Source organism: Pseudoalteromonas sp. MMG006, from assembly GCF_018101025.1.
In the GTDB taxonomy this organism is placed as follows: domain Bacteria; phylum Pseudomonadota; class Gammaproteobacteria; order Enterobacterales; family Alteromonadaceae; genus Pseudoalteromonas.
Map to the genome: position 1 here is coordinate 219,590 of NZ_JAGJEJ010000006.1, position 13,292 is coordinate 232,881.

General features: G+C 41.6%; 11 protein-coding genes. 7 read left to right on the forward strand and 4 right to left on the reverse strand.

Annotated features, from left to right (window positions below):
• Nucleotides 1–249: 249 nt before the first annotated feature.
• Nucleotides 250–1,170 (reverse strand): aromatic amino acid DMT transporter YddG, encoded by a 921-nt coding sequence (gene yddG, locus J8L73_RS08795; protein ID WP_211016316.1) that lies wholly within the window; start codon nt 1,168–1,170, stop codon nt 250–252.
• Between the two features lie 181 nt (nt 1,171–1,351).
• Between yddG and J8L73_RS08800 the strand changes: the two genes are divergently transcribed.
• The 7 genes from J8L73_RS08800 to J8L73_RS08830 all read left to right on the forward strand — a co-directional run bounded on the left by J8L73_RS08800 (nt 1,352) and on the right by J8L73_RS08830 (nt 8,922).
• Nucleotides 1,352–2,005 (forward strand): TetR/AcrR family transcriptional regulator, encoded by a 654-nt coding sequence (locus tag J8L73_RS08800; RefSeq protein ID WP_211016318.1) that lies wholly within the window; start codon nt 1,352–1,354, stop codon nt 2,003–2,005.
• Between the two features lie 3 nt (nt 2,006–2,008).
• Nucleotides 2,009–2,491 (forward strand): putative 4-hydroxy-4-methyl-2-oxoglutarate aldolase, encoded by a 483-nt coding sequence (locus J8L73_RS08805; RefSeq protein WP_211016320.1) that lies wholly within the window; start codon nt 2,009–2,011, stop codon nt 2,489–2,491.
• A gap of 299 nt (nt 2,492–2,790) precedes the next feature.
• Nucleotides 2,791–3,999, forward strand: a complete 1,209-nt coding sequence (locus J8L73_RS08810; RefSeq protein ID WP_211016322.1) for an amidase family protein — start codon at nt 2,791–2,793, stop codon at nt 3,997–3,999.
• On the forward strand, nt 3,996–5,570 hold the full coding sequence (locus J8L73_RS08815) for a gamma-glutamyltransferase (RefSeq protein ID WP_211016324.1): 1,575 nt from the start codon (nt 3,996–3,998) through the stop codon (nt 5,568–5,570). Before J8L73_RS08810 ends, J8L73_RS08815 begins: the two co-directional genes overlap by 4 nt.
• On the forward strand, nt 5,567–6,391 hold the full coding sequence (locus tag J8L73_RS08820) for a sulfite exporter TauE/SafE family protein (protein WP_210999840.1): 825 nt from the start codon (nt 5,567–5,569) through the stop codon (nt 6,389–6,391). The genes J8L73_RS08815 and J8L73_RS08820 overlap by 4 nt, the downstream gene beginning before the upstream one ends.
• A 1-nt stretch (nt 6,392) precedes the next feature.
• Nucleotides 6,393–7,622 (forward strand): alanine--glyoxylate aminotransferase family protein, encoded by a 1,230-nt coding sequence (locus J8L73_RS08825; RefSeq protein WP_211016325.1) that lies wholly within the window; start codon nt 6,393–6,395, stop codon nt 7,620–7,622.
• Nucleotides 7,623–7,635: 13 nt separating this feature from the next.
• Nucleotides 7,636–8,922 carry an allantoate amidohydrolase gene (locus J8L73_RS08830; protein WP_211016327.1) on the forward strand — a complete coding sequence of 429 codons (1,287 nt, stop codon included), beginning with the start codon at nt 7,636–7,638 and terminating at the stop codon, nt 8,920–8,922.
• A 97-nt stretch (nt 8,923–9,019) separates the two neighbouring features.
• Here J8L73_RS08830 and J8L73_RS08835 read toward each other — a convergent pair whose 3' ends face one another.
• The 3 genes from J8L73_RS08835 to J8L73_RS08845 form a co-directional block, all read right to left on the reverse strand.
• Nucleotides 9,020–9,580: a YrbL family protein gene (locus J8L73_RS08835; RefSeq protein WP_211016329.1), complete on the reverse strand. Its 561-nt coding sequence runs from the start codon at nt 9,578–9,580 to the stop codon at nt 9,020–9,022.
• An 825-nt stretch (nt 9,581–10,405) separates the two neighbouring features.
• Nucleotides 10,406–11,944, reverse strand: coding sequence for a glucan biosynthesis protein (locus J8L73_RS08840; RefSeq protein ID WP_211016331.1), 1,539 nt, complete (start codon nt 11,942–11,944; stop codon nt 10,406–10,408).
• Nucleotides 11,945–12,253: 309 nt separating this feature from the next.
• Nucleotides 12,254–12,766, reverse strand: coding sequence for a hypothetical protein (locus J8L73_RS08845; RefSeq protein ID WP_211016333.1), 513 nt, complete (start codon nt 12,764–12,766; stop codon nt 12,254–12,256).
• Nucleotides 12,767–13,292 lie beyond the last annotated feature (526 nt).

Below are 13,292 nucleotides of genomic sequence, written 5' to 3' on the forward strand. Positions count from 1 at the left end.
CTTGCTTAACCACGCAATTAAGGAGAAAGTACATTAATAATCACGCGGTAATATACAAAATGAGACTCGTTTTTTAATAACAGTCTCATTCTCTTTTAAACATTAAAAGCGATAAGTTACAGACGCACCTAACGTTTGAGGGTTAACAACAGCAACATAGCCGGTTGGGTAAGAGCCACTTGCAGGTTCTACCGACGTATAAGCCTCTTCATCAAACGCATTATTTACATAGCCACTTACTCTAAAAATTTAATTTAACGCTTCAGTTTGCTTTTTAATAGGCTTTTCTCGAGTTACAAAGTAGCAAATGAGCGAGCCAACCGTTACCAGCACAACCCCTTGCCAAAACGAAGCACTCAACGTAATAGATAGATATAGCGCAGAAATAATAGTAGAAAACACTGGAGTAAAATACGATAGCGTCCCCAACAACATTAAATTACCGCCAATAATCGCTTGGTTCCACAGTGCATAACCGCTCCCCACGACTACACCCGCTAATAATAGTGTTAAGCTTGAGCCCAGTGAAAATTTTAATGGTGCTTCATTACTAAAACCATATTGGGCCCACAAGCTCATTGCCGTAACGCTAAAAAATAACGTAATGGCATTTTTACCGTTACTTAGCTTTTGCGTTACTACGCAATAAATAGCCCATATAAACGCAGCAGCTAATGCCATTAAATAAGTAGCGGGGTTATCTGCAAAGTTAGTAACAAGCGTATCCATCGACATTTCTTGATCGCCCGTAATGCACCAAACAACGCCTAAAAAAGCAATGATCATACTCGGGTAAACCCAATAACTTACTTTTTTACGGCCAATAATGATAGAGAGCAATATAGTCAGTGTGGGCCATAAATAATTAATAACCGCCATTTCCATTGCCTGATGACGGCTATTTGCCATACCAATAGAAAGCGCTAAACAAATTTCGTATGCAACAAATAATAAAGTACCTACTACCAAGTAGCGCTTTGAAAAACCACTAAATTTAGGCACACCCATAACCAAAATTAAAAATATAGAACTTACAGAGTACATAGCCGCAGCACCGCCAATAGGGCTAAACAACTCAGAAATATCCCGTAGTAACGCCACTAAACAGCTCCACAGTAATATTGCGACAACTCCATATAGCGTATATTTATTTTTGCTTATAAAATCCATTTGCCAATCCAAAAGTACTACTTGTAAATTTGAAACTAAACTAACAGTAATTGTTTAATTAAACAATCAATGTGAATAGCTTAAACCACTTGCCTGTATTTAGCATTCATCTATTTTAGTAATTGACCTTTCGGTCAATAAAGATAAAATCAATCAACGCCTTAAATACAAATAAATGCTAATGAGCACTCAAACTAAACCAAATAAAAAAGAACTTACTCGAGAGAAAAACCAAACGTTAATACTCGATGCAGCAGAGCAATTATTTTCTCAGCTTGGTTACGACGGAACAAGCATGAGCATGATAGCCAAAGAGGCAAGTGTGCCTAAAGCTAATATTTTGTATTATTTCAAAAGTAAAGACGGCCTTTACGAAAACGTGATAGACCGTATTATTGCTCACTGGAACTTAGGCTTAGATAATGTAAGCCCAGACGATGACCCCGCACATGTGCTTTATAATTACGTTAAAAGCAAAGTAATACTTGCTGTAAACCAGCCGTTGCAATCGCGCTTATTTGCCAGCGAAATACTACGTGGTGCACCTTACCTACAAAACTATTTTAGAGCCAATACTCGCCCATGGGTAAAACAAAAAGTAGATGTTTTTCAGGCGTGGATCGATGCCGATAAAATGGATAATGTAGACCCATACCATTTGCTCTTTACTATTTGGTCAACCACACAATATTACGCAGACTTTCAAGCCGAGGTATTGTTAGTAATGAATAAGTTAGAATATGACGAAACCGATGTGGCACAAATAACGCAATCAATTGCCCATATTATTTTAAAAGGTATAGGTTTAAAAATACCTGAGCAACGCGAGGCTTAATCCATGGATAACTTTACCACCCCCGATTTATTTGACGATCACCGCGATAACGTCCAAGTAGCCGACAGCGGCCTATGTCACTTTGGCAAAAAAACCACGTTTAGTGGCCAAGCAGTAACTGTTACCTGCCCAGAAGACAACTCCTTTGCCGCCGATATATTGCATGAAGATGGTAAAGGAAAGGTGCTGGTAATAAATGGTTTTGCGAGCAAACGCTTTGCTTTTATTGGCGATATAATGGCAGAGCGCGCCTTAAAAAATGGCTGGGAAGGCGTAGTTATTAATGGCTGCTGCCGTGATATTGAAATACTCGCCACTATGGATTTACCCGTTATGGCTTTAGGCTCTACTCCGCGTAGCACCTTAAAGCGAGGATTTGGCGATAAAAACCAAGCAGTGACTATGCTTAGCACCACTATTAATCCTAACGATTGGCTATACGCCGATGTTAACGGCTTAATTATTAGCAGCGCCCCGCTTTTATAACCCTCTTTATAATACTATTTTTTACTACCAAGTTGGTGCAGTCTCGCACCAACTTGGTGTGTTTTAGCGCCAAAACCTCAGCTAATCAAATCTTACTTTTTCAAAAACATAGCTAAACACCAATAAATCCTGACCGAGCGGACAGCTTTATTTTTTTGGCATTGCTTTTGCTTAGCATTTAGGCAATATAATAGGTTAACCGATTAAAAAGCGGATCAGGATCTGTAAAATAAAAATAATAAGTTCGTCTTTTAATCACCCTAACCCATTGGTCAAATTTGTTATAACGAGTGGTGATAATGAGTACCCAAAAAAACAATAACACGGCCGGTATTTTTTGTGACCATGGTCCAAAAGCATGGCAAACACATAATCAAGGTATGCTTAATAATAAGCGCCTTGCAGTAAAAGATGTATTTGCAGTTAAAGGCGAGCGCAACAGCGCAGGTAACCCTACTTGGTTCAAAGCAGCAAAGCCTGCACAGCAAACAGCGAGTGCCGTAAATAAGTTAATGAACGAGGGGTGTAGCTTTACAGGCTTTACCCATACCGACGAGCTTGCATACAGCTTAGAGGGGAATAATATTCACTACGGTGCGGCACAAAACCCAAAACTTAGCGGCCATGCAACTGGCGGCTCGAGCATGGGATCTGCAGCTGCCGTTGCCGCTAACTTAGCTGATATAGGCCTAGGCACTGATACCGGAGGCTCAATTAGAATTCCCGCAAGTTATTGTGGCTTATTTGGTATAAGACCCAGCCACAACGTTATTGAAAAAGAGGGTCTAATTCCGCTTGCTCCCCCTTTTGACACCATAGGCTGGCTTACCCAAAGTGCAAAACTACTAAGCGATGTAGGCAATGCACTGTTACCAAATCAAGCTATTAATACTGTGGATACCTTAGTTATTTATGAACCATTATTTGAGCTAGTAAGCCCTGCCTTACAAACACCTATTAAGCAGCTACTAGAACAAACCAAGCCTTATTTTAAACACCACAAAGAATTTAAATTGCCTAACAGCAACTTATTAAGCGAACTCGCTGATAGTTTTAGAATACTGCAAGGGCGAGCAATCGCAAAAACACATAAAGATTGGCTACAATTGCCGGGGCATCTTCCCCAATTCGCTCCAGCAATTGAGGCCCGTTTTAACATGGCGCTGGCCTTAACAAGTCAAGAAGAACAAGAAGCATTAAAAGTACACACTCAGTGGCAAACAATAATTGCTAAAAACCTAAACACAAATAGTTGTTTATTTTTGCCAACCACACCCACAACCGCACCTAAGTTGGGCGCCGACACAAGCGCCTTACGTATGCAAATCATCACTTTATCTGCCATTGCCGGCTTAAGCCGCTCGGCGCAAGTTCACTTACCATTGGCTAATTTAGAAAATGGTCATCCATATGGGTTTTCATTGATGATGAGCCACGGCAACGATAAAAGCCTGCTTGCCTGCGTACAACAATTAGCTGCACACTTTAAACAGGACACACTTGCATGAGCACACACAATATTGCATTTACTGCCCCGCACTTTTCAGCGACCGAAGCAGGCACCTTAATATTAAAACAAGGTGGTACAGCCACCGAGGCAATGGTAGCGGCCGCCGCTGCTATTAGCGTGGTTTACCCACATATGAACTCGATTGGTGGCGACAGCTTTTGGCTTATTGATAACCCAAATCAAAGCACACCCACAGCCATAGATGCATGCGGGCGCGCGCCTAGTGACATAAGCGCCTACAGTAATGAGCAACACATACCAGAGCGCGGCGGTTTAAGCGCGCTTACTCAAGCGGCCACCCTTCGTGGCTGGCAAAAAGCCCTTGAGGTAGATGAGCACGCAGCCCTGCCACTAAGTACTATTTTAGCGCCTGCTATTAAACTCGCTCGTGAGGGCTTTACCGTGACAAAAAGCCTGCAAGCGGGCTGCGAAAAATTGGCAAGAGTTGCTAATACCAACGATGCGTTTAAAGCACTATACGTACCCAATGGTCAGCCTTTACAAGCAGGGCAACACTTTAAAAATCCACAACTTGCCAATACCTTTGAACATTTAGCAAAACATGGTTTAAACGCTTTTTACGAAGGCACACTTGCCGACTCGTTTGCCCGCGATTTAGCAAACGCAGGCAGTGTTATTTCACCTGCCGACATTGCAAACACGCAAGCCGATGTAGTGGCCCCACTGAATGCTAATTTATCGGGCATAAATTGTTATAACTTACCCGCGCCCACTCAAGGCGTGCATTCACTACAAATAATTGGTGCCGTTGATAAGTTAAAGCATTTAGCCAAAACCGATGCCGATTGGATGCACCTAATTGTAGAGGCCACAAAACAAAGCTTTACTCACCGCCCAAAATTATGGGCCGATCCTAGTGTGCTTGGGAGTGATTATAAAAATGCACTAACTGATGAGCGCTTAAACGAACTTGCCAACAATATTGATATGAACCAAGCCAAGCAATGGCCATTTAGTGCAGAGCCAGGCGACACTGTTTGGATGGCTGCACGGGATAAAAATGGTCAACTAGTTAGCTTTATTCAAAGTGTTTATTGGGAATTTGGCAGCGGTGTATTAATGAGTGAGGGTGGCTTTGTTTGGAATAACCGCGGCTTAAGTTTTAGTTTAAACGCAGAAGATACAAACGCTCTTAAAGCACATAAAAAACCAGCGCATACGCTAAACCCAGCCATGGCTAAATTTGCCGATGGCAGGCGCCTTGCCTACGGCACCATGGGTGGCGAGGGCCAACCACAAACTCAAGCCGTAGTATTTAGCGGTTACGCGTGGCGAAAAAAAACGATTGAGCAAGCCATTAGCGACCCGCGTTGGCTATTAGGGCGCACTTGGGGTGATACCAGCACAAATATAAAGGTAGAGCAAAGCTTAGTAATTCAACTTGAACATGAATTAAATCAACGTGACCACGATTGGGTAAGCGTTGATAATAACAATGAAATGATGGGTCACGCAGGGGCTATATTAGATGCACCTACTGGTCTTGAAGCCGCTACAGATCCTCGCTCAGATGGGCGTGCAATAGTAACTACAGCAGGAACACAATGACAGAAATAATAAACCAATGGCCCATTATTGCGGCCTTAATAGCAACCGGTATTTTTGCTGGTATTTTAGCAGGCCTATTTGGTGTAGGCGGCGGCATAGTAATTGTGCCTGTGCTGTACTTTTTACTGCAAGGCTTTGGCGTAAGCCCTGAGTCGGCCATGATGATAGCCACCGCAACATCGCTTGCCACCATAGTGCCTACGTCTATTTCGTCTATTCGCTCACACCATGCAAAGGGCAATATTGATCTTGCTTTAATTAAATACTGGGCGCCGTTTATTTTAGTAATGGCTGTTGTAGGCAGCTACTTAGCGCACTCAATACGCGGTAACGCACTGGTACTTATGTTTGCGTGTATTGCTATTTTAGTTAGCCTTAACATGCTATTTAGAGCCGGCGCCCCTGCCCTTGTAAGTAAGTTACCGGGTAAATTTGGCCAAGGCATAATGGCAAGTATTGTCGGTGGCTTATCGGTAATGATAGGCATAGGTGGCGGTACAATTGGTGTACCTATGCTCAACGCATTTAACGTACGCGCCCATGTTGCCGTTGGCACAGCAGCGGTATTTGGTTTACTCATTGCGCTACCGGGCGTAATTACCTTATTAAGTATTGGCACAACGCCAACCGATGCTCCCCTAGGTACGTGGGGGTTAGTTAACCTCCCTGCCTTTTTTCTTATTATTCCGCTGACTATTTTATTTGCGCCTATTGGCGTAAAAATTGGTAGCAAGCTGGATCAAAAACAATTAAAACGCGCTTTTGCTGTTGTCTTAATGATCACGGGCATACGCATGTTAATTCAAACACTTGGAGCATAAAATGTTCAACGAAACACAAATACAAACATTAAATCCACCACAGCGCTTACTTATGGGCCCCGGCCCTATTAATGCTGATCCTCGAGTGTTACGTGCAATGTCGGCGCAGCTAATTGGCCAATACGACCCAGTAATGACCGGCTTTATGAATGAGACCATGGCACGCTATCGCGAAATTTTTAAAACTAAAAACGAATGGACCATGTTAGTTGATGGTACATCACGCGCTGGCATAGAAGCAGTTTTATGTTCTATTTTACGCCCAGGCGATAAAGTGCTTGTGCCAATTATGGGGCGCTTTGGCCACTTACTCGCTGAAATAGCCGAGCGTGTAGGCGCAAAAGTGCACACCATAGAAGTGCCGTGGGGCGAAGTATTTACTCCCGAACAAATAGAAAAAGCCATTGTTGATGTAAAACCCCATGTACTTGCCATGGTACAAGGCGATACTTCAACAACCATGAACCAACCGCTTGAACACATTGGTGATATTTGCCAAAAGCACGATGTATTATTTTACTGCGATGCCACCGCCTCAATTGTAGGCAACGATTTACCCGCCGATGAGTGGAAACTCGATGCGCTTTCGGTGGGTTTGCAAAAGTGTTTAGGCGGTCCGTCTGGCTCTGCGCCATTAACACTGAGCGACAAATGCGCCGATTGGATCCAAAAACGTAAAAAAGTAGAAGCGGGTATTCGTACCGCTGAGCATACAGATGGTAGTGAGCCATTTGTACGCTCTAACTACTTTGATTTAGGCATGATCATGAATTACTGGGGGGAAGAGCGCCTTAACCACCACACCGAAGCCACCAGCATGCTTTACTGCGCCTCAGAATGTGCCCGCATTGTTATTGAAGAAGGCGTAGATAACTGCGTAGCCCGTCATAAATTACATGGCGATGCCATGCTAACGGGTATTCAAGCGCTGGGCTTAAACGTATTTGGCGATTTAAACAATAAAATGAACAACGTGCTGGGTGTGTATATTCCCGAGGGTATTAATGCCGATCACGTACGCGCTCAAATGCTAACCGACTTTGGTATTGAAATTGGCACTTCGTTTGGGCCACTGCATGGCAAAATTTGGCGTATTGGCACCATGGGTTACAACGCCCGTAAAGATGCCGTACTGCAAACTTTGGCAAGTTTAGATGCCTGCTTGCATGCCAACGGTTACAAAGGCCCTAAAGGCGAAGCCGCTATGGCCGCCCTTGCCCATTATAAATAAAAAAGGATTTAGCATGACGATTGTAAGCCACCATCCGGCGCCATTATTAAATAATGAGCTAGCTAACACATTTGCCGCGCGCGCCTTAGTACGCTGTAAAACACTCAGTAGCCTATCGCAAATGCAAGGCGGTATTCACCGCGTGTATTTATCAAAAGAGCACAAAGAGTGTAATAGTGTTACCGCCGCGTGGATGGCTGAGGCCGGCATGCAATCGTGGCAAGACGAAGTTGGTAACGTATGGGGCAGGCTAAAATCATCAAACCCAAACGCTAAACGCTTAATTATAGGCTCACACCTAGACACCGTACCCAATGCCGGCGCATTTGATGGCATTTTAGGTGTATTACTCGGTATTGAAATAGCCGCTCTTGCGCACACGCAAAAGCTTGATTTACCGTTTCACTTAGATGTAGTGGGTTTTTGTGATGAAGAAGGCACTCGCTTTGCCACCACATTAATTGGCTCAAAAGCACTGGCAAACGAATTTGACCCACAGTGGTTAAATATAGAAGATACAAATGGCATAACCATGCGCCAAGCCATGCTGGACTTTGGTTTAAACCCTGCAAACTACGCAAAGGCCGCACTTAACAAAAACGAGTTACTTGGTTACTGGGAAACCCACATAGAGCAAGGCCCTGTGCTTGAGTCGGTAAATCAAGCATTAGGAGTAGTAACAGCTATAGCAGGTGCTAAACGCGCGATGATCACCCTAACAGGTCAAAGCGGCCACGCAGGCACAACCCCTATGAATTTACGTCAGGATTCGTTAGCAGGCTGCGCCGAACTGACTCTTGCGATAGAGCAACTAGCAAAAAGTGCGAGTAATGGCGAAGTAGCCACCGTTGGGCAAATTCAAGCACGCCCAGGTGCAACAAACGTTATTGCAGGTAAAACCACCATTAGCCTTGATGCACGCGCTCAAAACGATGACGACCTAGCCATATTACTTAATGCAATACATACCCGTGCAGATCAAATTGCAACATCGCGTAATTTAACGCTTGATTGGCAATGGACACACGCCGCCGATGCCGTAGCGTGCGATACTCAAATTCAGCATTTATTTACCAGCGCATGCAAACTTAACAACCAAGCCTCACCTTCGCTTGCCTCAGGCGCCGGGCACGATGCTATGGCCATAGCTCCTATTTGCCCCGTTGGTATGTTGTTTATACGCAGCCCTGGCGGTATAAGTCACCATCCAGCAGAAGCGGTGATTGATGAGGATGTCACTAAAGCGCTCAGCGTAATGTACAGCGCACTTGTGCTGTATGTAAAAGAGTTAGAAAAGTAATTAACGTTGTGCTGTAAATGGCAAGGCTATGAGTTGTTAGCCTTGCTCTGCGTGTTAAAGTGGGCTGTGATTATTGCTTAAAGACGGTAGTTAAAGCCTAATTAAGGCTTATGCCAAACTCATTTAAACTCGCTTCAAAGCGCTGCCATTTTCTATTTATTTTGCGCTTAGCTGATGAGCTCACATAATTGCTAATAGGAAAAAACTCAGTATTACCAATATCATCCACCACTACACAATGCTCTATGGTGCCGTTATTATTAACACACGCTATATTGCGTGGTTTTATTTCTTTGGTGATCACTAAGTTATGTATTAAATAATCTTTTAACTTTAATAGCGGCTCAGCTAAAGCTTCGCTATTTGGCTGATTTAAATAATACTCAAGAGTTTTAGCTGGCTGATTATTTGCATCTATCACTAAATCAAATACGTACCCTGTACCAATATTGGTTTGTACCGTACCATGGTATCGTGCTAACAACTGCCACTGAATGTTTCGGTTACTAAGTCGCTTATAATAAGCCAGCTCCTGATCTTGCTCTTGCGAAAACCCTTCATGGCTTACTTTAATACATAAATTATACGCCTCAGGATGCCTGTAACACGTTCTATGTGCGCCTTTACCTACAATCAAGCCATCGTTTAATGAAATCAAACCAATTTTATCCTAGCGTAAATTTACTAATACGAAGTAAATAATACGCTTAAAATTGCACGCTTTATATCTACATCTATTAATCCTACTCCTATGACTGTATCAATAATAAAGTAGGCCATTCGTTATACAAGCCGACCATTTTAACTATAAATTAGGGTTTATCAAGGTAAACTAGCTACAAAACGGTCATAATAAAGGCTAAAGCAGATCTACTTTTATTAAAACGAATATCAGGCTATTAAGGCAGGGAAGAATAACAAAAATTTAGGCTTGCTCGCGGTAGTTAACCAAGCCTTACATTTTAATACTCCGGTTTACAGTTGAGCTGACTTTGTATATTCGTGTTTGCATGACACCACAGCAGCACACAAACCACTCAAAGCTAAAACTCATACAGAAGAAACTACACACCAAATTGACATTATCATTACAGGTAACCCTGCATTTGATGCAGACAAAACTAGTCCATTGCCTAAATATTTAGAAACGCCAAAGTAAGAAAAAATACCAAATGAACCAATGCAAACAGCTATAAAAAATAGTAAGTAACTTAGATTTCGTATTCATCCTTAATTTAATTACTTTTATTATTTTATCTGATCGAAAGATTATTATTTACACACCTAAACTTAAAAACAAGTACTAGTAACTTAAAATAGCAAAATTCACCAAGTAAGTAGCCAAGCATGTTAAATTTGTAACTAATCATCAAATTAAAACAAGAAAATTATTTTAGCTAACCTTCATTAAAACATTTATTTTGCCGTTACTCGGGTGGCTACATAAAACTAATTATAAGGCCACCCGCTTTGTTTTTTATATTTATTCAATCGTTACCTTTGCATCACTTACCCAGGTTTCTGTAATCGCATCTTCGTTTTTATCGACTAAATACGCGCGAATGTGCACCGGGTTATTATTAGATTGCTTGTAGTCAAACGCTAATCGCCATTTATTAGTCCCGACTATTGGATAAGCGCCAATTGGCTCTAGTATTTCACCGTTGCTGGCTTCAACAATAGGCTTAATACCACTTTTATGATCCAATCCCTCTAATGCAGGTCCTTCAAAATCAATCACCATTTTATTTACGCCTTCAGGAATTGGCTGCCCAGGGATACCGCCTAAACCTTGGCGAGTATCTGCAACACTTGCTAACTTTTCTGATTTTGGGTCAAGTGGGCGCCATTCAATATCATAAGAAAAGGTAAATTCATCGCCTTTACGTGCTGGTTTTTCGGGCACCCAATAGGCAACAATATTGTCAAACGTTTCATCTTTTGTTGGAATTTCGATTAACTGAATAGCCCCTTTGCCCCAATTTCCTTCAGGTTTTATCCATGCAGATGAGCGTTTATTATAAAAAACGCCATCGTCTTGGTAGTTATCAAAATCACGATCTCTTTGAATTAAGCCAAACCCTTGTGGGTTTTCATCAAAAAAGCTATTGGTAGATACAGATTGAGGGTTATTGAGTGGTCGCCAAATGTATTGTCCCGACCCGGTGTGAATTGCGAGTCCGTCACTGTCGTGAATTTCAGGACGCCAATCTTTCGCAACTGTTTTATCCTTTTGTGAGTACCAATACATGCTGGTTAAAGGCGCGACACCTAAGCGTTCAACATCGGCGCGCATATACAAATTAGCCGTTACAGAAGTAATATGCCCTTTGGCTTCTTTGTTATCTTTAGCTAAACCAAACCGATAGGCACCTGTAATAGACGGGCCATCAAGCAGTGCCCAAACAGATAAGCTTTCACCTTTTTTTTCTGCAGGACCAATCCAAAATGCAGAAAAACGCGGGAACTCTTCTGGTTCACTCATACCTGTATTAATCGCAATACCTCGAGCCGACAATCCATATTGCCCTTGTGGTCCATCGGTACGAAAATAAGATGCGCCAAGAAAAGATATCCAATCAGGCTTCATATCCGGTCGCATTATTCTAAAGCCTGCAAATCCAAACCCTTTAGGCAAGTCGTGTGCTGGGCTGTCAGCCGGCATATCAAACAGTTCATTACTAAATGGTACATCTTGTGCGTGCTTTTTATCGTCTCTGATGTAGATTTTTACTGGTTCTGGAAAGTATCGTCCCGGATAAAATAATTGTACTGGGGCATTTTTGCCATTTGGGTATAGGGTTTCATCTTCTTTAAAGCGTATTTTCCAGTGTTGGTCATAAGTAATTTTATCTATTAACTCAGGAGCAGGAACCACTGTGGGCGTATAAGGCTTTTCGGCAGAAGCTTTTGCCATTGCCTTTAAATCTTCGAAGGTAAACTTTGCATTACCTTGGGCATGCGCTGCGTGTAACGACATTGAGGAGGAAATAATAGCGGCAATAAATAACTTTAACTTCATAAAAAGTATCTCTAATAAAATGAGTCTAAAAATAAGCGCCCGGTTCAAACGCTTAACTTAAAATGCTTGTAAAGATATTACACACCGCAATATGAACACGCGTTTACTAAAATAACGCTATGCTGCTTAGTTATGTTTGGAAGAATTGTGTTTGAGTATTTGCGTTTAATAAAAGTGAATAACACGGCTTTTGCTTAGCCAAAGCTCAGCTCCTACTTAAACAATTGAAATTTGGATTAGGTGCCCCTCAATGCATCGTAAATTATTCCCTGTATTCAGCTATTTAAGTATGCTTATTGTTTCTACAGGTTAAATAGCTTTTCGCATTTTATTTAATAACTCGTAGCATGCTTTATACAACAGTATCTCCATGTCTTTTGTATGATACAAAGGGCCCCAATGAAAAAATCCCCTTAAGCTAAATTTTTTAGCTATAAATTCGCGCCATGTAATAGACTTGGAAACACTAAACGTTTTAATCGTCTTATTGTGCTCAATGTCATACAAGCGCGACACTAATTTAACTTTTGGTCGCCAAAAAAGCGGAATAATAGCAGTATCAAAATCCACAGTGAATGCATCGCCACCATGCAAAGTAACTATAACCACATCTAAACCAATATCTGATTTTTTGGGCTCTTTAATAGACGAAATACTATGAAGGCAAAAAATCTCTTCAAGCTTCTGGTGCATATGATCTTCAAGTGAATCGCCCGTTATATAAAAAAACGACTCTACCTTAGAAAAGTAACTGTTATTAACTACAGCTAACGCTCCCAAATAAATATTGGGCTTTTCAGCGCTAAACCAATCGAATAGCAAATTCAAATTCCTTTTTTACTTATGCCAAATAAATAGGCTGCAAGATTGTTGGTTAGGGATAGAGTAAGAAAGCAAAACCAGCAGCTTAGGTTCTACTTAACAATTTTTTATTTCGCTTTATTTTCTTACTACGTAATTGAATACCAAGTAGCGTCCCTAATAAAACAGCGATTACATGCAGCAAAGCTGGAATCAAATATATTAAAGGCTTCATTGTTATTTCTAACAGTATATAGTAAGGCACCGGCACTTAAGTTAATAAACCAATAAACAGCCGCAACTAAAAAGGCTTGTTTATACGGACTCACTGTTTGCCTATACCCTAGATATATATAAACGATTAAAGAGGCACCAAACCCGAGGACGTAATGAGTATAAATGTATGATGTACTGTGAATCATCTCATCAAAACCAACAGCCTTGATAAAGCAATTAGTAATAAATACAAGCCTACTGAGAAGACTAAAATCCTAGAGTATTTCACAATAATCCTTTAGCGATATAATTAGGCTGTAGATTTGAATGC